The sequence below is a fragment of the Rhodococcus sp. 5A-K4 genome (genome assembly GCF_046097995.1).
In the GTDB taxonomy this organism is placed as follows: Bacteria; Actinomycetota; Actinomycetes; order Mycobacteriales; family Mycobacteriaceae; genus Rhodococcus_F; species Rhodococcus_F erythropolis.
Window position 1 is genome coordinate 41594 of the sequence record NZ_JBJURM010000005.1, and the last position, 22869, is coordinate 64462.

At 61.2% G+C, this 22869-nt stretch carries 23 protein-coding genes and 1 pseudogene; 9 read left to right on the forward strand and 15 right to left on the reverse strand.

Annotation, left to right across the window (positions count from 1 at the left end):
* The first annotated feature begins 41 nt into the window (after positions 1 to 41).
* On the forward strand, positions 42 to 2099 hold the full coding sequence (locus ACKAMS_RS08450; RefSeq protein WP_408988878.1) for a neutral/alkaline ceramidase: 2058 nt from the start codon (positions 42 to 44) through the stop codon (positions 2097 to 2099).
* 81 nt (positions 2100 to 2180) lie between these two features.
* On the opposite strand, the gene ACKAMS_RS08455 is transcribed toward ACKAMS_RS08450, so the two are convergent.
* Positions 2181 to 3377 carry an MFS transporter gene (locus tag ACKAMS_RS08455; protein WP_020968434.1) on the reverse strand — a complete coding sequence of 399 codons (1197 nt, stop codon included), beginning with the start codon at positions 3375 to 3377 and terminating at the stop codon, positions 2181 to 2183.
* A gap of 143 nt (positions 3378 to 3520) precedes the next feature.
* On the opposite strand from ACKAMS_RS08455, the gene ACKAMS_RS08460 reads away from it, so the two are divergent.
* On the forward strand, positions 3521 to 3967 hold the full coding sequence (locus tag ACKAMS_RS08460) for a MarR family winged helix-turn-helix transcriptional regulator (protein WP_003945852.1): 447 nt from the start codon (positions 3521 to 3523) through the stop codon (positions 3965 to 3967).
* On the opposite strand, the gene thrS is transcribed toward ACKAMS_RS08460, so the two are convergent.
* Positions 3964 to 5184 (reverse strand): threonine--tRNA ligase, encoded by a 1221-nt coding sequence (thrS, locus tag ACKAMS_RS08465; protein ID WP_408988879.1) that lies wholly within the window; start codon positions 5182 to 5184, stop codon positions 3964 to 3966. The genes ACKAMS_RS08460 and thrS overlap by 4 nt on opposite strands.
* Before the next feature lie 330 nt (positions 5185 to 5514).
* Between thrS and ACKAMS_RS08470 the strand changes: the two genes are divergently transcribed.
* Both ACKAMS_RS08470 and ACKAMS_RS08475 read left to right on the forward strand, forming a co-directional pair.
* Positions 5515 to 6789, forward strand: a complete 1275-nt coding sequence (locus ACKAMS_RS08470; protein ID WP_019746908.1) for a DUF445 domain-containing protein — start codon at positions 5515 to 5517, stop codon at positions 6787 to 6789.
* Between the two features lie 14 nt (positions 6790 to 6803).
* Entirely contained in the window at positions 6804 to 7628 is an 825-nt protein-coding gene (locus ACKAMS_RS08475) for an Abi-alpha family protein (RefSeq protein ID WP_019746907.1), read from the forward strand.
* Positions 7629 to 7691: 63 nt separating this feature from the next.
* Here the strand turns inward: ACKAMS_RS08475 and hsaB are convergent, their stop codons facing one another.
* The 4 genes from hsaB to hsaA are packed head-to-tail and all read right to left on the reverse strand — an operon-like array spanning position 7692 to position 11239.
* Positions 7692 to 8276, reverse strand: a complete 585-nt coding sequence (hsaB, locus tag ACKAMS_RS08480) for a 3-hydroxy-9,10-secoandrosta-1,3,5(10)-triene-9,17-dione monooxygenase reductase subunit (protein WP_003945677.1) — start codon at positions 8274 to 8276, stop codon at positions 7692 to 7694.
* Positions 8273 to 9175 carry an iron-dependent extradiol dioxygenase HsaC gene (gene hsaC, locus ACKAMS_RS08485; protein WP_003945585.1) on the reverse strand — a complete coding sequence of 301 codons (903 nt, stop codon included), beginning with the start codon at positions 9173 to 9175 and terminating at the stop codon, positions 8273 to 8275. Before hsaC ends, hsaB begins: the two co-directional genes overlap by 4 nt.
* Entirely contained in the window at positions 9175 to 10053 is an 879-nt protein-coding gene (gene hsaD / locus ACKAMS_RS08490) for a 4,5:9,10-diseco-3-hydroxy-5,9,17-trioxoandrosta-1(10),2-diene-4-oate hydrolase (RefSeq protein WP_182261264.1), read from the reverse strand. The genes hsaC and hsaD overlap by 1 nt, the downstream gene beginning before the upstream one ends.
* 10 nt (positions 10054 to 10063) lie before the next feature.
* On the reverse strand, positions 10064 to 11239 hold the full coding sequence (hsaA, locus tag ACKAMS_RS08495; protein WP_031332838.1) for a 3-hydroxy-9,10-secoandrosta-1,3,5(10)-triene-9,17-dione monooxygenase oxygenase subunit: 1176 nt from the start codon (positions 11237 to 11239) through the stop codon (positions 10064 to 10066).
* A gap of 195 nt (positions 11240 to 11434) precedes the next feature.
* Here hsaA and ACKAMS_RS08500 point away from each other — a divergent pair, with 195 nt between their 5' ends.
* Both ACKAMS_RS08500 and ACKAMS_RS08505 read left to right on the forward strand, forming a co-directional pair.
* Entirely contained in the window at positions 11435 to 12595 is a 1161-nt protein-coding gene (locus tag ACKAMS_RS08500; protein WP_003945847.1) for a Rieske 2Fe-2S domain-containing protein, read from the forward strand.
* Between the two features lie 2 nt (positions 12596 to 12597).
* Positions 12598 to 12969, forward strand: a complete 372-nt coding sequence (locus ACKAMS_RS08505; protein ID WP_007734099.1) for a hypothetical protein — start codon at positions 12598 to 12600, stop codon at positions 12967 to 12969.
* A gap of 73 nt (positions 12970 to 13042) precedes the next feature.
* On the opposite strand, the gene ACKAMS_RS08510 is transcribed toward ACKAMS_RS08505, so the two are convergent.
* The 6 genes from ACKAMS_RS08510 to ACKAMS_RS08535 form a co-directional block, all read right to left on the reverse strand.
* Positions 13043 to 13876, reverse strand: coding sequence for a hypothetical protein (locus tag ACKAMS_RS08510; RefSeq protein WP_408988880.1), 834 nt, complete (start codon positions 13874 to 13876; stop codon positions 13043 to 13045).
* A gap of 194 nt (positions 13877 to 14070) precedes the next feature.
* Positions 14071 to 14697, reverse strand: coding sequence for a TetR/AcrR family transcriptional regulator (locus ACKAMS_RS08515; protein ID WP_007734097.1), 627 nt, complete (start codon positions 14695 to 14697; stop codon positions 14071 to 14073).
* 74 nt (positions 14698 to 14771) lie between these two features.
* Positions 14772 to 16028, reverse strand: a complete 1257-nt coding sequence (locus ACKAMS_RS08520) for an NAD(P)/FAD-dependent oxidoreductase (protein WP_408988881.1) — start codon at positions 16026 to 16028, stop codon at positions 14772 to 14774.
* On the reverse strand, positions 16028 to 16219 hold the full coding sequence (locus tag ACKAMS_RS08525) for a rubredoxin (protein ID WP_060938438.1): 192 nt from the start codon (positions 16217 to 16219) through the stop codon (positions 16028 to 16030). The genes ACKAMS_RS08520 and ACKAMS_RS08525 overlap by 1 nt, the downstream gene beginning before the upstream one ends.
* A 30-nt stretch (positions 16220 to 16249) precedes the next feature.
* Positions 16250 to 16420 carry a rubredoxin gene (locus tag ACKAMS_RS08530; RefSeq protein WP_081098331.1) on the reverse strand — a complete coding sequence of 57 codons (171 nt, stop codon included), beginning with the start codon at positions 16418 to 16420 and terminating at the stop codon, positions 16250 to 16252.
* Complete coding sequence (locus tag ACKAMS_RS08535) at positions 16417 to 17592, reverse strand: alkane 1-monooxygenase (protein WP_003945652.1); 1176 nt, start codon at positions 17590 to 17592, stop codon at positions 16417 to 16419. The genes ACKAMS_RS08530 and ACKAMS_RS08535 overlap by 4 nt, the downstream gene beginning before the upstream one ends.
* Positions 17593 to 18057: 465 nt before the next feature.
* Between ACKAMS_RS08535 and ACKAMS_RS08540 the strand changes: the two are divergent.
* Positions 18058 to 18438: pseudogene (locus ACKAMS_RS08540) on the forward strand (DUF1254 domain-containing protein); the annotation flags it as partial.
* 616 nt (positions 18439 to 19054) lie between these two features.
* Positions 19055 to 19345 carry a DUF1214 domain-containing protein gene (locus tag ACKAMS_RS08545; RefSeq protein ID WP_408988927.1) on the forward strand — a complete coding sequence of 97 codons (291 nt, stop codon included), beginning with the start codon at positions 19055 to 19057 and terminating at the stop codon, positions 19343 to 19345.
* Positions 19346 to 19427: 82 nt separating this feature from the next.
* On the opposite strand, the gene ACKAMS_RS08550 is transcribed toward ACKAMS_RS08545, so the two are convergent.
* Entirely contained in the window at positions 19428 to 19934 is a 507-nt protein-coding gene (locus ACKAMS_RS08550; protein ID WP_408988882.1) for an HIT family protein, read from the reverse strand.
* Positions 19935 to 20036: 102 nt separating this feature from the next.
* Here ACKAMS_RS08550 and ACKAMS_RS08555 point away from each other — a divergent pair, with 102 nt between their 5' ends.
* Positions 20037 to 21644 carry an FAD-dependent monooxygenase gene (locus ACKAMS_RS08555; RefSeq protein ID WP_408988928.1) on the forward strand — a complete coding sequence of 536 codons (1608 nt, stop codon included), beginning with the start codon at positions 20037 to 20039 and terminating at the stop codon, positions 21642 to 21644.
* Here ACKAMS_RS08555 and ACKAMS_RS08560 read toward each other — a convergent pair.
* Positions 21631 to 22119 (reverse strand): VOC family protein, encoded by a 489-nt coding sequence (locus ACKAMS_RS08560; RefSeq protein WP_020906146.1) that lies wholly within the window; start codon positions 22117 to 22119, stop codon positions 21631 to 21633. The genes ACKAMS_RS08555 and ACKAMS_RS08560 overlap by 14 nt on opposite strands.
* Positions 22116 to 22868 (reverse strand): SDR family NAD(P)-dependent oxidoreductase, encoded by a 753-nt coding sequence (locus tag ACKAMS_RS08565; RefSeq protein ID WP_182261267.1) that lies wholly within the window; start codon positions 22866 to 22868, stop codon positions 22116 to 22118. Before ACKAMS_RS08565 ends, ACKAMS_RS08560 begins: the two co-directional genes overlap by 4 nt.
* Position 22869: the final 1 nt, after the last annotated feature.

Sequence of the window (22869 nt, forward strand, 5' to 3'; positions counted from 1 at the left end):
ACGGTTGACCAACTCGCGTCAGACCGCCCGAAAGGACACTCGTGCAGATCACCCGACGCACCGTACTGGCAGGCGCTGCCGCCGCACCTGCGCTCGCCGCTCTGTCGACGAACCACGCCGTCGCAGCTTCGCCGGCACGCACCGTTTCATCCGCACGCACCGACAAGTCGTCGGCGTCACTGCAGGTGGGCGTCGGAATTTCCGACGTGACCGGACCGGTCGCCGAAGTCGGCATGATGGGCTACTCGAGCTTCGACCAACGCGCCGAAGGCCTGCACCAGCGAATGCGCGCACGCGCCTTCATCTTCGAGTCCGGCGGGTCACGGGTCGCCTACGTGTGCGTCGACAACTGCATGATCTTCCAGTCCGTTCACGACGAGGTCCTACGCCGGCTGGCTGGGAAATTCGGCGAAATCTACACCGAACGCAACGTCATGTTGACGGCCATCCATTCACACGCGGCATGTGGTGGGGCCTCGCACAACTACGCGTACAACCTCGCAGTTCTCGGCTTCGAACTGCAGGTGTTCGAAGCCGAGGTCAACGGCATGGTCGAGGCGATCAGCGCTGCCCACGAGAACCTGGCGCCGGGCTCCGTCCGTTTCGGGCGGTCCGATCTCACCGATGCCAGCGTCAACCGATCGCGAGTGGCGTTCGACCTCAATCCCGAAGAGGACAAGGCCTATTACCCCGGTGGCAACGATCACCACATGCGTGTCATGCGGATCAGTCGGGGCAGCAAGGACATCGGGGCGATCAACTGGTTCGCTACCCACTGCGCCTCGCTCACGAACGAGAACCATCTCATCTCCGGGGACAACAAGGGCGCCGCGGCGTACTTCTGGGAGCACGACGACCGGGGTGTGCGTTACCTCGACGGCGACACCAGCTTCATTGCCGCTTTTCCGCAGACCAACAGCGGCGACATGTCACCGAACCTCTTCCTCGAGCCCGGACGCGGACCGACCGAGGACGAATTCGAGAATGCACGCATCATCGGGCTGCGCCAGGTTGCGGCGGCTCAAACTGCCTTCGGCTCGGCCTCCGAAACCGTCACTGGTGGTGTCGACAGTCGGATTATGTACCTGGACATGGCAAATCAGGTGGTGAGCGGAAGATTCACCCCGGACGGGCGCGAGCACCGCACTGCACCGGCAGCGATCGGTGCGGCAATGAGCGCCGGAAGCGTCGAGGACGGGCCGGCAATTCCGATCTTCCCCGAGGGCACCCGAAACCCCATGATCGACGCCTTGGGCGGCATGGATGCTCCTGTGCCTCAATGGCTTCAGGATGCACAGGCGCCCAAACTCGTAGTCGTTCCGGTCGGCCTGCTGCCACCGGGCGGATGGGTGCCGAACGTACTCAAGATCCAAATCCTGCGGATCGGCCAGTTCTACATCGTCGGTGGCCCTGCGGAATTCACCATCGTCTCCGGATTACGAGTGCGTCGAACCGTCGCCGAGGAGCTTGGAGTTCCGCTCGAGAACGTCATCTTCCAGGGCTACGCGAACTCGTACTCGAGCTACTGCACCACGCCACAGGAATACGATTCGCAGCAGTACGAGGGCGGCTCGACGATGTTCGGCCGTTACACACTGCCGGCCTATCAACAGGGGTACGCCGCTCTCGCAGCCGCGATGCGCGACGGCACCGAACCTCCTCGCGGCCCCGCGCCGGCCGACCTGTCCGGGTTCCAACCCAGCTTCGGACCTGGCGTCGACTTCGACGAGCCCTTGCCGGGAACACAATTCGGCGATGCGACCGTCCAGCCCGGCGACAGCTCACCGGGTGCGCAGGTTGCCGTCGAGTTCGTCACCGGCCACCCCAAGAACGACACTCACCGAAACGGGACCTTCTACGAGATCCAGCGAAATACCGGCGGATCCTGGACACGGGTCGCCGACGACAACGACTGGTCCACCAAACTGCACTGGCGCCGGGTCGGGAGCAACGGTTCCGTCGTTCGCATCACGTGGGATGTTCCGGCCGATACTCCGGCGGGTACGTATCGAGTCCAACACTTCGGTGCGTCGAAGGCTCGGGGTAGCGGCGCGATTTCGCCCTTCTCCGGGGTGACCGCCGAATTCCGCCTCACCTGACCCGCGTGAACGTATCGCTCCCCTTGTTGGACAAGGGGAGCGATACGTTCACGCGATGGGGTCAGAGCGCAATGGCCAGGTTCAGGCGGCGGTCGGGTGCAGCGAGGTGCTCGACGTCGACTGCTCTGACGCTGCCGGGCGGTCGATCTTCGCCGCGACGATCAGGACCAGCAGACCGGCGACGGTGACCGCCGCCCCCATCCAGATCGGGGAGGTGAAGCCGAGTCCCGCGGCGATGGTGATTCCGCCCAGCCATGCCCCGAGCGCGTTGCCGACGTTGAAGGCGGCAATATTTGCACCCGATGCCATGGTCGGTGCGGCCGACGCGTAGTTCATGATCCGCATCTGCAGACCTGGAACCGTCGCAAAACCGAAGGCGCCCATGAAGAACAGCGAGATCACGGTCATGACCTTGCTCTCGGCGGTAGCGGCGAACACGATCAGAACGACGGTCAGGATCGCGAGAATCCAGACCAGCGCCTTCGTCAGCGAGCGGTCGGCCGCCTTGGCACCGAGGAAGTTACCGACGAACAGGCCCGAGCCGAAGAGGATGAGCAGCCACGGAACGCTGGACGTCGCGAAGCCGGTGACCTCGGTGAGGGTGAAGGCGATGTAGGTGAACGCTCCGAACATTCCGCCGTAGCCGAGGATGGTGATGGCGATCGAGAGCCATACCTGCTTGTTGCGGAATGCCCCCAACTCTCCGCGCAATCCGCCGCCGGTCGTGCTGGCGGGCGTCGTCGGGACGAGTGCTGCAATTCCGATGAGCGCGATGACGCCGATAACGGTGATGGCCCAGAACGTCGAGCGCCATCCGAGTTGCTGGCCCAGCAGAGTGCCGAACGGAACGCCGAGAACGTTGGCGATGGTCAGGCCCGCGAACATCATCGCGATGGCGCCGGCACGCTTGTTGGGCGCGACCATATCGGCGGCAACCACCGAACCGATCCCGAAGAACGCACCGTGGCACAGTGCCGCAACGATGCGTCCGCCCATCATGACCTCGTAGGAGGGCGCGAGCGCGGACATCAGGTTGCCGATGATGAACAGCACCATGAGCGAGAGAAGGACCTTCTTGCGCTCGAAGCGGGTGACGGCAGCGGTCAGGAGGATCGCGCCGATCGCCACCGACAGTGCGTAGCCCGAGATCAGGTAGCCCGCGACGGACTCGGTGACCTCGAAATCAGCCGAGACCTCGGGCAGGAGGCCCATGATGACAAATTCGGTGAGGCCGATCCCGAACCCGCCCATAGCGAGGGCAATGAGACCCAATGGCATCTCGATGTTCCTTTCACAGATTTACGCGTAAGCCGTTAGCGGGCGTGTGCAGTAGTTGCAGGCGCGCTATAAATAGTTGCACGCGCGCGCTACATGCGCAAGCTGGTAACCTGGAGTCGCAGGAAACGGACAAGGAGAATCACATGGGGATCGCCGACGACGCCGTCGAAATCCGTTCGCAAGGGTGGCGCACGCTCGCAGCACTGCACGGCGCCCTCGACACCGAACTGGAACGCGCGCTCCAGCGTGAGCACAAACTGTCCGTCGTCGAATACACCGTGCTCGACGCTTTGAGCCGCCAGGACGGCTGGCACATGCGGATGGCCCAGTTGGCTCGCGCTGCCGCACTGAGCAGCAGCGCCACGACGCGCTTGGTCAATCGACTCGAAGATCGAGGACTACTGACGCGCATCCTGTGCGCCGACGACCGCCGAGGCATCTACACCGAACTGACGCCGGCCGGCCGCGAGCTTCTCGAAAGCGCACGGCCGACGCACGACGCCACCCTCGAGGCCGCACTCGACGAGGCGTGCAAAACACCCGAACTCGCGCCACTGGTGCGCGCGCTCCACGAATTACCCGTCGGCTAGAAGTCTGCCGGAAGCAGGGCACGCTCCTCGATGCCCGAGACCACCTGAGCGACAAACACACTCGCATCGACGACCGCCCGCCCACCACGCGCAGGGACCAGAACGTCGACGGTGCCGCCGTGCACCTCGTTGTCCCCGATCACCGCGATGTACGGGTCACGGTGAGTGCGTGCCTCGCGGATGCGACGTCCCAACGATCCGTCAGGCGCGATCGCCACTCGAACATCGCGAGCCTCGAGATCGGCCCGCAAACGCTCGGCCTCAACCTGGTGCCGGTCGCCGACGGGCAGAATCGAGACTTGGTTGGGTGCCAGCCACGGCGGCATCCGCCCTTCGAACCTTTCGATCAAAAGCGCAGTCATGCGTTCCATCGACCCGAGCAAGCCCCGATGGATCATGACGGGGCGAGCCTTGGATCCGTCCTCAGCGGTGTACTCGAGGTCGAACCGCTCCGGTTGATTGAAGTCGAGTTGCACGGTCGAGAGTGTTTCCTCGCGGCCGTGCGCGTCTCGCACCTGGACGTCGATCTTGGGACCGTAGAACGCTGCCTCCCCCTTCGCTTCCACGTACTCGATCGAGCGTGCATTCAGCGCCCCGCGAAGGTCATCCTCGGCGTCCACCCACTGCTCGTCGGTGCCGAGGTACTGCCCCTCTCCCCCTCTGATCGAGAGTCGGTACCCCCGTTCGGCAATCCCCAGAGTCGAGTAGCAGCGCTCGATCGCGTCGAGCGCGACGATCACTTCCGCTTGCACTTGTTCACGACTACAGAAGACATGTGCGTCGTCGAGATTGATCTGTCGGACTCGACTCAATCCGCTGAGAACTCCGGAGAGTTCACTACGGAACATCGGGCCGAGTTCACGAACGCGGAAAGGTAGCTCGCGATAACTACGACCGCGAGCGGCGAATACCTGAGCGTGATGAGGACAGTTAGCCGGACGAAGGAGAAATGACTCTCCGCCTATCTTCATTTCAGGGAACATGTCTTCCGAGAACTTGGACCAATGACCAGATCTCTCGTACAACTCTTTCTTAGCCATAACCGGGGTATAGACACCCTGACAACCGGAGCGCACTGCTTGTTCGGCGGCGAACTTTTCGAGTTCGTTCCTGATGACGGCGCCGTCCGGTAACCAGAGCGGAAGGCCGGCTCCGACTATGGGGGTGGTGGCGAAAAACTCCAGGTCGCGCCCGAGTTCGCGGTGGTCAACGCTCATGAGAGCTCTCCAAATCATTCAAGGGGAGACGCACACGGAGCGACGAAACAGGAAAGCCCCGGGGCGATAACTCCCGGGGCTGAAAGGGTTCGGTCAGCAGTTGCTAAACGATGCGCCGGAAGAGAACCGGCGTCGTCGTGTTGTGCGCAATACTGACCATGTACGTGAGGTTACATCAACTTCCTACCCACCTACAGCCCGAATTGTCGGGCCTCTATGCTGACGCAACTGGGAAGGCGCAGCAGTAGCCAACGAAACACCCACGAAGAGCGAAGTTTCGGCAATCATGTCCGAACGTGAGGTTCTCGGATATGAGGAGGATGTGCGACGGTGCCGGACCACTTGCTCGAACAGTTGATCACCATTCCTTTGTTCACCGGAATCATCGGGTACATCACCAATTGGTCGGGCGTCCTGATGCTGTTTGCGCCGATCAACTTCCACGGGATCAAAGTGCCCGGCCTCAAACTGCTCTTCCCGTTCCTCCCCCGGCGCGTCCAGGTGATCCCCGCGATCACCAGCGACGGCAGATTCGGTTGGCAAGGCATCGTCCCCTCGCGGGCGGAGAAGATGGCGTCGATCGCCGTCGACAAATCCCTCGCGAAAGTCGGAAGCATCGCCGATTTCTATCGCGTCCTGGACCCGGACAGCATCGCCGAGCACTTGGTGAACATCTCCCGCAGTGAAGTGCGCGGCGTGGTCACCAGAATCATGACGGCCGAGAATCCTCAGCTGTGGCACAACCTTCCGACGTCGGTGAAGGAAGCCGTCTTCCGCAAGGTGGAGGACGATCTGCCGGCCAGCGTGCGCATGATCACCGACCGCATCGAAGAGGACATCGACGAGTTCATCGACGCGAAGCTGATGGTGATCCGCTACCTCTCCTCGCATCCCAAACTGCTCAACGACATCTTCCGCACGATGGGCAACAAAGAGCTCAGGTTCATGCAGAACTTCGGCTTCTACTTCGGGTTCCCGATGGGCTTCGTGCTCGTCGGAATCCTCCATCTGGTTCCGCAGTGGTGGGTGCTTCCCATCGGTGGCGTGATCATCGGGTACATCGTGAACTACCTGGGAATCACGATGATCTTCGAACCGATCACCCCCAGCCGTTGGGTGCCGTGGCGGCAGGGACTTTTCCTCAAACGCCGCACCGAGATCATCGCCGGGTACGCAAAAACCCTGGCCGATCACGTCGTGACGCTCGAGAACATCGGCACCGAACTCCTCGAAGGTCCCCGCTCGGACCGAACGCGGCGGATGCTCGATCAGGTACTGCGCGAATCCGTCGACGACGCCGCCGGCTGGGCAAAGTCGGTGGTCAAGATGACCGTCGGTTCGCAGAGCTACAAGCGTCTGCCCGGCCTGGCCACCACCGAAGTGCTCGATCTGTACCCAAGGGTCTTCGAGGACGCGGAGTTCGCCGAGAGCCAGTCGGAGAAGATTCGTGTCTTCGTCACCGAACGCATGAGCATCCTTTCACCGGAAGATTTCAGTGAACTACTACGCTCAGCCGTCAAACAGGACGAGTGGCTGTTGTTCGTACACGGGGCCGTGCTGGGCTCGTTTGCCGGTTTCCTGCACCTCGCAATATTCGGAGTATGAGTCGGAGTATGAGTATGAGTGAGCACGACCATCGCCTGATCGTCGAAGCGGAATCGTACGACTGGGCTGCGGACATCGCGCCGGTCGAATCCGTGGAAAAGCGTCTGATCCGCAGCCTTGTCGGGCTTACTGCCACGACGACGCTCACGTCGATCAAGCTGACGGGTTGGGCTTTCGGGACGGCGAAGGAGGCGACGCGGCAGATCGTTCAGGCTGCCGCCGAAGCCGCGGCAGAGGCCGCTGAATCGGCCAATGTTCAATCCGAACGTCGGGCCGAGAACTCCAACGGAGACGGCTCGCGGACCGAAAACCTACGGGCAGCAATGGCAACTCGAACCAATCGCAAACAGAGTGTCGAAGCCACTCTCGCGGCGCTGCGGGCACGCGGCGACAGGTTGCTGGACCGTTCCGCGGACGTGACCGATCGCGACGATCTGCACCCGGCCTACGACCGGATCCTCGACGAGATCGCGCCGGACGAAGCTCGAATTCTTCGGTTGCTGGCCACTTCAGGTGCGCAACCGAGCGTGGACGTACGTACGGCGCGGCCGTTCGGCGTCGGCTCGGAGATGATCGACGAGGGTCTGTCGATGATCGGAGAACTGGCGGGATGTCGTCATCTGGACCGCATCAGCGCGTACCTGAACAACCTGCATCGGCTCGGTTTGGTGGCGTTCTCACGAGAGCCCGTCGAGGCCGACCGGTACCAGGTGGTCGAGGTCCAGCCGTCGGTGATCGAGGCGGTCAAGCGAGCCGGACGATCCAACAAGATAGTGCGTCGTAGCATCCTGCTGACGCCGTTCGGTGACGACTTCTGTCATACCTGTTTTTCTCTGTAGGGCCTCCGGCCCCGTGAGTGGTTAAGGAGCCCCTGGACTCCTTAACCACTCACGGGGGTGCCCCTACAGCCAGGTATCTTCTGTCGTGGTCGTCAGGAACGCTTCCAGATCGTCACGCCAGGTAGCCGGAACAGTCTTGTCCGGCTCGATGCCCGTGTACTGCCCGCGGTAGAAGAGCAGCGGGCGTTCGGTCTTGATCTCACTCATCGACGACACACGGCCGAAGACGACGTAGTGATCACCGCCGTCGTGGACGGTTTCCACCGTACAGTCGATGTGGGCAAGCGACTTGTCGATGATCGGTGACCCCAACGGTGATGGCGTCCAATCGATACCCGCGAACTTGTCCGGCTCACGCGACCCGAAACGAGCACACACCGCCTGCTGTTCCTCCGCCAACACGTTGACGGCGAACTTCCCGGTCCGCTCGATTGCCGCCCACGACCGAGAACCCTTGGTGGGGCAGAACAACACCAAAGGCGGGTCGAGTGACAGGGCGGCAAAAGACTGACACGCGAACCCGACCGGCTCACCGTCGTCGACTGTCGTGATGATGGTGATACCCGTGCAGAATTGCCCGAGAACCGTGCGGAACTGGCGTGGATCGATAGCCTGCTCCGCACTCACCGACGCGTCGGGCGAACTCACGGCTTCATTCCCACCGTGAAGTCGTGACCCCACAGGCTCACGGCCGTGCTTTCCCTCGCGATCCAGTTTTCGTCCTCGACCTCTAGCCCCTCACAACCGAATTCGATGTCGAACCCGCCCGGAGTCTTCATGTAGAACGAGAGCATCTCGTCGTTGACGTGGCGGCCGAGAGTCGCCGACATCTTGACCTTCTTGCGCAGTGCCCGGTCGAGGCACAGTCCGACGTCGTCGGAGTTCTCCACCTCGAGCATCAGGTGCACGATGCCCGTCGGGTTGGGCAACGGCAGGAACGCCAAGCTGTGGTGACGCGGGTTGCAGCCGAGGAACCTCAGCCACGCCGGGTCGCCGTCCGCGGGCCGGCCGACCATCTGCGGAGGCAGACGCATCGAGTCGCGAAGCTTGAATCCGAGTACGTCGCGGTAGAACCGCAGCGAAGCATCGTCGTCATCGGTGGTGAGCACGACGTGGCCGAGGCCCTGCTCGCCCGTCACGAACCTGTGCCCGTACGGGCTCACGATCCGGCGGTGTTCGAGAGCAGCTCCGTGGAACACCTCGAGGGAGTTGCCCGAGGTGTCCTCGAACGCGATCATCTCGACGACGCGACGGTCCTTGAGCTGCTCCGCCGTGCCTTCCTTGAACGGAACACCGGCTGCTGACAACCTGTCACGGATATCCTGCAGCTCAGCCGCATTCGCGGTTTCCCAGCCCGAGACGAGCAGACGGTCCGTGTCGTTCGGAACGATGACAAGACGCGCCGGGAAGTCGTCCATACGCAGATACAGCGATTCCGCGTCGACGCCCTTGCCCTCGATCATTCCGAGGATCTTGAGTCCGTATTCGCGCCACGCGGCCATATCGGTGGCCCCGATGCGCATGTACGCCAGAGATCGAATACCCATCATTTACCTCCGTCGAGCAGGAAGTCGGTTGCGAGCCGGTTGAATTCGTCGAACTTCTCGAGCTGCGCCCAGTGACCGCAACCGCCGAAGACGTGGAGTTGCGCGCGCGGGATCATCTTGAGCGCAACCAGTGCGCCGTCGAGGGGGTTGACCCGATCCTCACGGCCCCAGATCAGCAACACACGCTGTCGAAGCTTGTACGCCTCGCGCCAGAGCATGCCGAGCTCGAAGTCACCGCTGGAGAAGGACTTACCCATCGCCTTGGCCGCAGCCAGCGACTCGGGAGTGCTGGCGGCAGCAAAGCGTTCGTCGACGAGTTCCGACGTGATCAGCTTCTGATCGAAGACCATGATCCGCAAGAATGCTTCGAGGTTCTCACGTGTGGGCTGGTAGCTGAACTTTCCGAGGTTCTTGACGCCCTCGGTGGGGTCCGGCGCAAACAGGTTGACACTCAGACCGCCGGGGCCCATCAGAACGAGGCGACCCGCACGGTCCGGGTAGTCGAGTGCAAAACGAACAGCAGCGCCACCACCGAGCGAATTACCCAGCAGATCAACGCGACCGGTGATCTCGAGCGTATCCAGAAGATCATTGAGCGCCGACGCACTGTGCACGAAGTACTGCGGATGCTCCGTCGGCTTGTCGGACTGCCCGTAGCCGGGCTGATCGACGGCGATGACGTGAAAGTTCTTCGCCAACACCGGAATGTTGCGGGCGAAGTTCGACCACGACGACGCGCCTGGGCCACCGCCGTGCAGCAGCACGATGGTCTTGTCGTTTCCGACGCCTGCCTCGTGGAAGTGCAGTTTCAGATCGGGGCGCACTTGCGCGAACCGCGAAGTGGACTCGTAGGTGAGAGCTTCTTCGGTGGTTGTCACTGAGCCTCCTCTAGACCATCGTGTCGGTGATCGGCAGACCGAATTCGCCGGTTCCGAACATGACGTATGCGCGTTCGGGATCGTTCGCGGCGTGGACGCGACCAGCGTGGGCGTCGCGCCAGAAACGCTGAATCGGAGTGCCGTTCTGCAGCGCCGTGGCACCGGAGTTCTCGAAGAGCTTGTCGATCGAGGCGATCGCACGGCCAGTGGCGCGCACCTGGTCGCGTCGAGCGCGCAGTCGCAGTTCCATCGGAACCTCTTCGCCTGCAAGGATCAACGCGTACTCGTCGGCGACGTTGCCGGAGAGCTGACGCCACGCGGCATCGATGTCACTGGACGCCTCGGCGATACGCACCTTGGCGAACGGATCGTCCTTCGACTTCTCGCCGGCGAACGCAGCACGAACACGCTTGCCTTGATGCTCGACGTGCGCTTCGTAGGCGCCGTAAGCCATTCCGACGATCGGCGCCGAGATCGTGGTGGGGTGAATGGTTCCCCACGGCATCTTGTAGACCGGCGCGGTGTTCTTCTCGAGGCCCGGGGCGGTCAATTCGCTCATCGCCCGGAAGCTCAGAACGCGATGCTTGGGAACAAAAACATCCTTGACCACAACGGTATTGGAGCCGGTTCCACGCAGGCCGACCACATTCCACACGTCGTCGATCTGGTAGTCCTCGCGAGGAATCAGGTAGCTCACGAAATCGACTGCGCGGCCGTCCTTGAACACCGGACCACCGAGAACGGCCCAGCTGGCATGGTCGCAACCCGAGGACCACGCCCACGCACCGTTGACCTTGTATCCGCCCTCGACTACTTCACCCATACCCATCGGAGCGTAAGAGGACGAGATGCGCACGTCAGTGTCGTTGCCCCACACGTCTTCCTGCGCCTGCTGAGAGAAGAGGGCGAGGTGCCAGTTGTGTACCCCGATGATCGAGGAGACCCACCCTGTGGAACCGCACGCGCTGGCGATCTTCTTGACTGCGGAGTAGAACAGCACCGGATCGGCTTCGTACCCGCCCCACTGCTTCGGCTGCAGCAAGCGGAAGAAGCCTGTTTCCTGGAGTCCCTTGATGGACTCGTCGGGGATACGACGCAGATCCTCGGTCTCCTGTGCGCGCTCGCGCAGTGCCGGCAGTAGTGCGTCGAGCCTCTGCATCACCTCGTGGCTGTCATGGTTACCCACTTCGACGCTCCCGTCTTCCTCGATCGGTTGGTTCACTTACACTTGAGACTAGAACACGTTCTCTTTTCTGTCGAGACGCTGACAAAGGTCCCGTTTGTGGCCGCAATGCTGTAACAAGTGCCCCCAAAATCTGGCGGAACCGGATCGAGTTCTATAACGTGTTCTACTAACAGCTAGAAGGGATGTGAGGTCACAATGGCGCAGATTCGCGAGATCGACGTCGGAACGGTGCAAACGCGTTTCGCCCGCGGTTGGCACTGCCTGGGTCTACTGAAGACCTTCAAGGACGGCAAACCGCACGCGATCGAGGCTTTCGGTACGAAGCTCGTGGTGTTCGCCGACAGCAAGGGCGACATCAAAGTTCTCGACGGATACTGCCGTCACATGGGTGGTGACCTCACACAAGGCGAGGTCAAGGGTGATTCCATCGCCTGCCCCTTCCACGACTGGCGCTGGGGCGGCAACGGAAAGTGCACCGGCATTCCTTATGCCCGCCGCGTGCCTCCGCTCGCACGCACCCGCGCGTGGACGACCCTCGAGCAGAACGGTCAGCTCTTCGTCTGGAACGACCCCGAGGGCAATCCGCCGCCCGAGGAGATCGTGATTCCTCGTATCGAGGGTGCGTACAGCGACGAATGGACCGACTGGACCTGGAACTCCATGGTCATCGAGGGGTCCAACTGCCGCGAGATCATCGACAACGTGGTCGACATGGCGCACTTCTACTACATCCACTACGCCTTCCCGACGTACTTCAAGAACGTCTTCGAAGGTGAGATCGCCACTCAGTACCTCAACACCACCGGCCGTCCCGACATCGGAATGGCCTCCCAGTACGGCGGCGACACGCTTCTTCGCTCCGAAGCTGCGTATTACGGACCGTCGTACATGGTCAATCCCCTGTGGAACAGCTACAGCGGATACGAGGTCGAGAGTGTTCTGATCAACTGCCACTACCCGATCAGCCCGGACTCGTTCGTGCTGCAGTGGGGCGTGACGGTCAAGAAGCCGACGGGTGTCTCCGACGAGATGGCCGACAAGTTGGCCGGCAAGTTCACCGAGGGCATCAGCGAGGGCTTCCTGCAGGACGTCGCGATCTGGAAGAACAAGACCAAGATCGAGAATCCCCTTCTCTGCGAAGAAGACGGCCCCGTCTACCAGCTACGACGCTGGTACGAGCAGTTCTACGTGGACAAGGCCGACGTCACCGAGAAGATGACGCAGCGCTTCGAGTTCGAGGTGGACACCACCAAGGCAAACGAAGCCTGGCACGCCGAGGTCGAGGAAAACCTCGCACGCCAGAAGGCCGAGAAGGAAGCTGCAGCAGAAGCGGCAAAGAAGGAAGCAGAGGTCTAATCGTGAGCGCCTCGATCGGAACCGACGCACGGTGGGCTCGCTGGGCCAAGGCACCGGACTTTGCCGGGCAAACGGAACGGCTCGAGGCGATCGCGGCCCAGACGATCGAGGACAAGCACGAATACCTCGACTCGGGTCTGCAGGAAGTCGACTGCAAGGCATGCGGTGCCTGCGTGCTTGTTCGCAAGAACACGTACAAGCACACCAGTGTTCAGTGGACTTCCGACCCGGCGCTGCGTTGCCACACCTTCAAAGAGGCAATTGCTTCCGGGCAGTCGACGGCGTTGAAGGACGGCTGCCCGAAACTGCACGACAGCATCGCCGACGCAGTAAGGGACGGCACCATCACGGTGCGTGATCCCGAGGTCAGCTGACCTGACTGTGAAGAACGAGGGCCGACCCACCACGGGTCGGCCCTCGTTTTACGTTCCAGCGACTGCGCGTCCGTCAGGCAGGCGGTCGCACCTTTCGTGCAGCCACCGCGTAGACGTCGCTCGACGTGGTGAGAGAGTTCTTTCCGCTGGCCGCCGGCACTCCCCCGCGTAGATTCACCGCCCAGTTGAGCGCACCGAGCGGTCCACATCCGCTAGCTCCCGGCGCCGCAAACACAGCATCCGAATGTGGGACTGCCGGGAACACTGCACCGGGGAACTCACCGATAGGTTCCGACGGAGGGTTTCCGGTTGTGGTCAGGTGAAGGTTGATCGGATTCGAAACCGAACCGATGTAGCAATCGTCACCGAGCAACGGATTAGACAGTTTCAATCGAACAGGCATGGTGAGTTCCTGCTCGAGAACCTTCAGATCCGGGACTCCCACCGATTCCACCGTCGCGCTGATCTGAGTCAGTCCCAGCGGAGTATCGATCCCGAGAGCACCTCCGGGTACCGAAATCGGATTGGAATAGACCCCGTTGGACCCGTCCTGCTTGGCGACGAACGTCTCGATGAAACTGTTGTCCGGCTGGGTCGCGTATTTCACGCCACCCGCAACCTTGAGACTTCCGTCCGGGATCGGCACCGAGAGCGCGCCCAATTTCATGGTCCCTCCGCGAACTACGACGCTGGCGCACGTCGTCACCTCGAGATCCTCGATCGGGCACGTGCCCCAACCGTCGAAGGTCAACGGATCAACCTCTGCCCCACCGGAGGAACCGAGCGATCCGCTGCCGGAAGACCCTGACGATGATTCGTCGGCGATTGCCACACCTGCACCGGCCATGACAAATGTTGCAACTAGCGCAACTGTCGACATCACTCGAGACTTATTGCAGCTCTTCATCTTCGAAACCCTCTACCGTTGACGGAATCTGACGAGAGCCGCCCACGGGCTGCACCTCGACGCACGTCCGGCACGCTACCGAGAAGCGGGACTTGGATTCACACATATCGGCGAAACTTCCCACCAAAGAACTACGGCGATCAGTCTCGATCGAACTTCCGTCCTAGCTCGGAAACCGTATCGATCCTGTCGGCTCAGTTCGGTTCGACTGTGCCCGAACCGATGACTTGATCGAGGAACGGCCCGAACATCTCCCCCAGGTTCTCGGCGATCTGATCGGGAGTACCGAAGGACAACGTCACGTGACTGATCGCCAGACGCACTATCGTGCTGCCGAACATCTCGGCATGGATGCGGTCGACGTTCGCCCAACTGGTCATGAAGATCTCGGCCAACCTCGCGCTCGCATGTTCGAGCAGTGGAGTCCCGTCGGTGGTGACCAGGCTCAGCAGGTCATGTTGCGGACGAGGACCGACAATACTGACCACCATCGGATCCCGGGCACCGGCGTCGAAGAATGCACGGAAGGCCGCCGAGACCGCACCTCGGGGGTCCGAATGGTGCAGCGTTACTTCGCGTTCCACCTCTTCGAGGAACTCGTCGACGAAACGGATGAGGTATCCGGACGCCAATCCCTGGCGGGACGTGAACTCCTTGTACAACGTCTGCCGGCTCATACCCGCAGCTTCCGCGATATGCGCCATCGTGATGTCGTTCCACGATTTCTCGGTCAAGAGTTCGCGTGTGGCGTCGAGCGCTGACGCACGGAGGAGTTGACGAGCTGCCTCGTGGTACGGGACACGGGCACGAGCGGTGGACATATCGGGAAGATTTCCATCGCCCGTGCTCGGTGTCAAAACAGTGGACACGCAAGCCACAGAAGTCACGAGCGCACTCAGAGCACCGGTGAGGCGACAAGACCCGCCGCAAGTTCGGTCAGATCCCTGTTCGAATCGGCGAGTACGTCGACGCTGATGTCCGGGGAGCGTTCGATAAGGGTTCGGACGGCGCGAATGTCCTTCGGCCGGCCCACGCTCACAGCACCGACGATATTTCCATCGCGCATGCAGATCGCAGTGAAGTCATAGGAGTCCAAGTCTCCTCGAACAATCACGGTGTCGTCCGCGCCTGGCCAACCAGCTACTTGAATGTTGCGGCCGAATTGGTTCGACCAACTCCATGGGACGGATTCGAAAGGTTCCGCCTTCCCCACAATGGTCTTGGCAACTGCGACGGCGTGGTCCTGCGCAGTGTTCCAGTGCTCGCCGCGGTGCATGCCGCCGAGAAAACCGTTGGGCACGTTGGCCACATCGCCGATCGCGTACACACCATCGACAGACGTTCTGAGGTAACGGTCTACCGTAATCCCGTTGTCCACCGCAATACCCGCAGCAGCAGCCACATCGGTATCGGGCAAGGATCCGATTGCGACCACGGCCAAGTTCGCTGTCCACTCGCGTCCGTCACGCGCACGTGCGGTGACGCCGTCGACACCTGTCGTGAGCGTCTCGAGGTCGACTCCCGTCTGCAAGGCGACGCCCGCCGAGGCGTGTAGCGCGGCGATCTTCTCCGCTATCGACGGTGGAAGCAGCCTGGACAGGGGCACCGGTTGCGCTTCGAGAACCTGCACACTGCAACCCAAGTCACGTGCCGTTGATGCCACCTCCGATCCGATCAAGCCACCGCCGACCACCAGTAGCGAGGATCCTTCGATCAGCTGGGATTGCAAGTGTCGCATGTCTGCGATATCCCGAAGATAGTGAACGCGCTCAGAATCTTCCGCGGTCAACCGTCGGGACCGTCCACCCGTGGCAAGAATCAGAACGTCGTAGTCGATGCTGTCCCCGTCGACTAAACATACTGTGCGGGAATCTGTGTCGATACTCGTGACAGTCACGCCGATCCGAAGGTCGATACCCTGCTCGGTCCAGAAAGTCGGCGGTCGCAACCGAACCCGATCGATCGACGCTTTCCCTGACAGTAGTTCCTTCGACAGCGCCGGACGTCGGTACGGCTCCTCCGTTTCGCTGCCGATCAGGATGATGCTGCCGCCGAACCCTTCCTTGCGCAGGGCCTGCGCGGCACCAGAACCGGCGATGCCCGTGCCCACGATCACGACGGTGCGTGTGTCGGGCTCGCTGACCGCTGTCATCAGCGGTCCACCTCCACCATTTCGAAATCGACTTTGGCAGCACCACAATCAGGGCAGGACCAGTCTTCGGGAATCTCGTCCCAGCGAGTACCCGGCTCGATACCGTCATCGGGCCAGCCGATCGCTTCGTCGTATTCGAACCCGCACTGGAGGCAGCGGAACAATTTGTATGTAGTGGCAGTCTCGGACATCGGTTTTCCCTTCGCCGGTGGGTATTTCGATCAGGATTGTGTGACGAGAGTGAAGTCGATCTTCTCGCGGACGCCGCAGTCGGGACAACACCAATCGTCCGGGATACTCGACCACGGCGTGCCAGGCGGAAAGCCCTCTCGCGCAGCGCCTGTCGATTCGGTGTACGTGTAGTCGCAGATCGGGCAGATATAGGCGTTCATGCATTCACCCCGTAGGCCGCGAGGATCTTGGCGCGCTTCTTCGGCGCGATGTTGACCTGAGTGATGTCACCTCGGTAGTGCTCGAGAACGCGGTGGTCCATCACCTTGCGCCACAGGGGCGGGACTGTTGCGAGCATGATCATGCTGGCGTAGCCGCTCGGGAGCTGAGGGGCCTCTTCCATACTGCGAAGCGCCTGGTAGCGACGTGTCGGATTCGCATGATGATCGCTGTGTCGCTGCAGGTGATAGAGAAAGACGTTGGTGCAGATGCGATCACTGTTCCAGCTGTGTGCCGGCGTGCATCGCTCGTACCGTCCGCTTGCGGTTTTCTGACGCAGGAGTCCGTAGTGCTCGAGGTAGTTGATCGCTTCGAGCAGCGAAAACCCGATGAAGGCCTGGATCACGAGGTACGGCGCAATGCCGATCCCGAATACTGCAAGCGCGACACCGAACAGGACTACAGACATGAGCCAGGCATTGAGCACGTCGTTCTTGATGCTCCAGTGTGTGGTGCCCAAACGCTCGAAGCGGGTCTTCTCGAGATGCCAGGCCGACTTCAATCCCCCACCGACGCTGCGCGGCCAGAATCCGTAGAGGGTCTCACCGAAGCGCGAGGTCGCCGGATCTTCCGGAGTCGAGACCCGCACATGGTGGCCACGGTTGTGTTCGAGGTAAAAGTGGCCGTAAGCACTTTGCGCGAGAACGATTTTGGACAACCAGCGCTCGACGCTCTCCTTCTTGTGCCCGAGTTCATGGGCGGTGTTGATGCCGATTCCGGCCGTCACGCCGATCGTCACCGCCAGTCCGATATTGGAGAGAACACTCAGATCCCAACGCGCCCAGATGTAGCAGGACAGGAAGAAGGCCGTGTACTGCAGCGGCAGATAGGCGTAGGTGCACCACCGGTAGAAGCGGTCGTTCTCGAGTTCGTCGATCACCTCGTCGGGCGGATTCTTCCCGTCCTCACCCGCCAGAATGTCGATGACGGGAATGAGAGCAAACGCAATCAGTGGGCCGGTCCACCAGAAGACATTCCATCCGGTGGCGGTAACAAGCCCCACTGCGATGAAAGTTGCCGATGACGGAATCAGCGCCAACAGCCATAAGTAGCGTTTCCGGTCTCTCCAAGTTGCGAGCCGACCATCTGGCTCGGTGTACACCAACGCCGCCATCGAATTCTCCAGTTCTCGTTCGGATCAGTGAGTGCGTCCTGCGCGGCAACCCGCGACACGAACAACATCTATGTATAGAGAGTGGACAAATTGCGGTCTTTTGTCAACGATTTTGAAGGTAAAAGTTTTACAAACATGCTGATTTGTACACGCCGGAAGCTCGGGGAGGGCCAGGTGTCGCCTTCGGAATCCCCGGTCGATCCGCTCGCCAGAGCGCAGTTCTCATCCTTGACGGGCGATCCCCCAGCGCTCCAACCGTGATTGTGTGGTCGAAGTCGGCGCGCACTGCCACGCCGCGACCGAGCGAGAGGATCGACGATGGGGCACTACGACGACTTGGCGGACTCGAAGTTCGAGACCGGATTCCCGACTCGCGAGACTTCGATCTCGTTGCGAAACGAGTTGGTGTTCCAACGAGCCGTACAGAGCTATCTGTGGTCATTGCCGGCGATCAACATCTGGGCGATGAAAGAGGGTTCGGAATCGACGTTCGGTGCCGGATACAACGTCCTCCCGATATGGCAAAACCGAATCGATGCAAAGACTCTCGTGACAACCCCGAACTTCGACGTCGTTTATGCCATGGGATATCTCGATCTCGACAAATACGGCCCTTTGGTCGTCGAGGCCCCGGCGGGAGTCCAGGGGATTTTCGACGACTTCTGGCAACGTCCGATCGTCGGCCCCACTATCGAGGGACACACTTGGAAAGGTGATGTCGGCTTGGCGGGGCCCGACGCCGGATCCGGTGCGACATACGTGCTGCTGCCACCCGGGTACTCCGGGCCGGAACCGGCCGAGGGATACATCTACCGCTCACGCACGAACAACGTATTCCTTTTCTGGCGTGCGTTCTTCGCCGATCCCGCCGATTTGTCTCCCGCTGTCAACCGGATCGAGAGCACCGTCATATATCGCCTCGGACAGAAGGACGGCGCGTTACCCATGCAGTTCCCTCGCGCTTCAGGGGTGGAATGCAACATGCTCTTTCCACAGGACGGCACCTACTTCGAGATGCTCGACAGGTTCATCCAGAGCGAGGCCGTGGACCCCTATGACCTTGACCTGCGCGGCTTTCTCCACACACTCGGAATCGAAAAGGGAAAAGCATTCGATCCCACTCCTGACGACCGAGAACTTCTCGACAAGGCCGCTCGCACAGCATTCAAGATGTCCAAGGTGACCGTGACCAGCTTGCTGGCGCTCGAACCGGGGGGCACCTACTATCCAAATCAACCGTGGGTCAACACTTTCGCCGGCGAGAATACCGAGTTCCAATCGAGCGGCACATTCACGAATCTCGAGCAGCGCGGTGCGTTCTTCACTGCGGCGTACTCCAATTCACCTGGCATGGTCGTGAACATCGTCGACAAGGGCGCAAAGTACCCGGCGACCATGAAAGATTCCGAAGGAAACTGGTTGGACGGGGGGGAACTCGTACTCACTTCATCTACCTCCGGACTTGCCCGCGGCGCTTTTCTGGTCAGTTGCTCTCTACGACAGCGTCACCGCGTCCGGCCTCGACAACGGACAACCCTTCCCCTCGGTCAACACGATGGACAAACCAACGATCAACCCCGACGGGTCACACGACATCTACTTCGGGCCGACCAAGCCGAACGCTGCAGACGAGACGAACTGGCTCCGAACTCTGCCGGGAAAGGGCTACTTCGTGATCCTTCGTCTCTACGGCCCTGGCAAGCCATTCTTCGACCAGACATGGACGCCAGGTGATCTCGAGCCGATACGCTGACGCCTACGCGGAAATGGCCATTTCGCGAATTCACTACCCGGTTCCTCCGCCTGCCCCAGCACTCGGCCGAGTGCGTATTGGATCAGAATTCGAGGAACCGAGGGCGCAAAAGTGCACCGAAAGGCGCTCGAGCTTGGGGTGAAACGTACGACGCTTCGCCATGCCGGGAGTACAGGCGATCGTCCTCGTAGCGCGGAAATACGTGGACGTGGTGGTGCCAGACGTCCTGGTTGCCCGCCGGTTCGTTGTGCTGCCTGGTCGAGACACCGTCACAGCCGTATTCTTCACGAATTGCAACAGCCACAGCCTGAACCAGGTCGAACACCGAGTGCCCGACGCTCGTGGGCAAAGTGTAGAGATGCTCGAAGTGTTCGATCGGTGACACAAGTACGTGGCCGGGGTTGTCCGGCCACCACTTCGGGGAAATCCGAGCAATTACATTGTCGGTTCGGGCGACGAGGTCGGTCGACGCGTTGTACTCGTCGAACTCACCGAGCGCGTAGCGACAGAACGGGCAGCGGTACCCCGGCGGCTCATGATGCAACTCGTCTGCCCTCACCTCGCGATCTTCCCACGATCTTCGATCCATGCAGGAAACCCCCAAATGTCCGATTTGGGTCAATTTCCCCAAAACAAAAGTTCGCTTACCCATACTGAAATGACCGACTGTCCCCGACGTGAGTGGGTCCTCATGGATACCGACGTATTGGTAGCGGGCGCCGGCCCGATCGGTTTGACCACCGCGATCGAGCTGCGCAGACGCGGCATCTCCTGTCGAATAGTCGACCCCCTCGACGAACCGCGGCAATACGCGAAAGCCGTCGGGATTCAGCCACGCACTCTCGAACTTTTCGAGAACATGGGGGTGCTCCGCCATGCACTCGACGCCTCGACACTGATGCGCGGTCAGATCATGTACACGAACGGCGTCGAGGTCGCCCGCGTCAACCTCACCCTCCCCGAGGACGTTCCTTACTGGTTCCTCTGCCTCCCCCAGTACTCGACGGAGCGCATCCTCACCGAGCGACTCGCCGAGCTGGGGACAACCGTCGAACGCGGAGTCGGTCTCACCGCATTCGAACAATCCGACGGCGCCGTCACCTGCACACTCAGCGACGGCAGCACCGTGAATGTCCAGTATCTGGTGGGTTCCGACGGCGCTCACAGCGTGGTCCGCAAAGGGCTTGGCCTGAGCTTCGAGGGCGGCGCGTTTGCGGAAAGCTACATGCTCGGTGACGTCGAAGTCGACTGGTCGATCCCCAGCGGCTACTCCGTCCGCGCCAACCACACCACCGACGACGGAACCACCGACGACCTACTCGTCTGCATCCCACTTCCCGGACACAAGCGGTACCGCATGTCGATGCTCGTTCCGGACGATTTGATGCCGGACGAATCGTCGAACAAAGCCTCTGTACAACACGGTTTTTCAACCGGCAAGACACCTGAACTCCATCACATCCAGGCCGTGCTCGACAGATTGTCCCCAGAACCGACAACCGCCTCGATGCTGCGATGGTCCTCGGTCTTCCGCATCAGCCACCGCATCGTCGACGCTTACGGTCGCGGACGGGTTTTTGTCGCCGGCGACGCCGCGCACATCCATCCCCCGACTGGCGCGCAGGGCATGAACACCGGCATCCAGGACGCCCACAATCTCGCATGGAAGGTAGCGCTCGCCGTCAAAGGCGTTGCAACAACAGATCTTCTCGGGACCTACGATGTCGAAAGACGTCCGGTCGGTGAAGAAGTCGTCGGGATGACCGTCCGAAATGCTCGAGAAGGAATCGGTTCGGGAGAGTCTTCCATCGACACGGCAATGCGGCGCCAGGCTCAATTGTTGATCGACTACTCGGAGAGTCCGCTGAACACCGGGCGTGATTCTTCGAGTCCACACGTTCAACCGGGCGAGCGTGCACCCGATGCACGCGGAATGCGCCGAGACGGTGTGCAGTATCCAATTCGGTTGTTCGACTTGCTGTCCGGAGTCGACCACACGTTACTGCTGACTTCGGACGGATCCGCAGAGAGCATCAACAGCCTCGAGAAGGTCGCCGACGCCGCCATTCGATCAGCGCACGGCATGTTGGACGTCTACGCGATAGTGCCACCGGGAACCGTGACCGTCGATTCGTTGGTGCCTATCATCGAGGACAACGACTCGCAGCTATGCGCCGCGTATGGGGTGGAAGGTACGGCGGCGCTGGTCATTCGCCCCGACGGCTACCTCGGATTCCGCGGTCACCCGGAGAACGTTTCCGACTACTTCGCAAAAGTGTTTGCCGTCAATCAGGAATGAGCGAAGCGAACATCAACCGGATCTCGGGTGAGAGCTTCATCAACTCGACGTATCCACCCAATGGCCCGGCATCGAGGTAGGAGAACTCCATGCCGGCGCCCTCTACCCGACCTTGTTGCACCACCGACATTCCGCGACGCTCGGCCTCTAGCAACGTCGCCTCGTAATCGTCTGGAACCCAAGCCATGTGATGAACTCCGACGCCGTGAGTCTCCAGGAATTCCGTGTACAGGTTGCGTCCGGACACTGGTTGGATCAGCTCGAGCTGTTGGCTGCCCGCATATCCGATCGACACGTGCACGACATAGTCCGCGGGCTCCCCGCGATACGTTGTGGTCTCGGGGCCAAAGACGATGCCTGGCATACGCAGCCACCGCTCCACTCCCCACTGCCGAGTGAACTCCTGTTCGGCAGCCTCGATGTCCTCGACCACCCAGCAGATCTGGAAGATCGGTCCCGAGACCAACGGGTTCATGCCATTTTTCCGTTGTCGACCGAGTAAACGGCCCCGTGTATCGCCGAGGCGTCGTCGGAGGCCACGAAAGCCACCATCTTCGCAACGTCCTCGGCTTCCATCAAGCCACGCGGCGACGCAACCTTCATGACGAGATCGAAGTCGACTCCGTCGGGGAAGGTGAATCCGGTGACTTGAGGGGTCATCATGCCGCCGGGGCAGATTGCGTTGACACGCAGAGATTTTCCGGTGAACTCCATCGCCATCGCACGGGTCAGTCCGATGAGTCCGTGCTTGGCAGCGCAGTATCCAGCCGAGTACGCCTGCCCTTCCAGCCCCGCGATCGAGGAGACGTTGACGATGTTGCCGCCCCGTTCCAGCAAGTGCGGCAGTGCTGCTCGGGAAAGGAAGAACGGTCCGTTCAGATTGACCGCAAGGTCATGTGCCCATTCGGAATCCGCAATATCCGCCGTATGACGAAGCGAGTGCGATCCCGCCACGTTGACGAGGATGTCGATACCACCGAGCGCGTCGACACAGGCTTGCACGGCCGCATCACACTGAGCAGAATCCGAGACGTCCGTCGCTGCGTAACGACGCTCACCGTCCGTGCCGGCCACCTCGACCATCGACTGCCGCAGCTTTTCCTTGTCACGGGCGATACCGAAAACCTGTGCGCCCCTGCTGTGGAGTATCTCGGTGACGGCGCGCCCCAGCCCTGAGGACGCGCCGGTCACCAAGGCCACTTTCCCGGCCAGTACGTCTGCCATG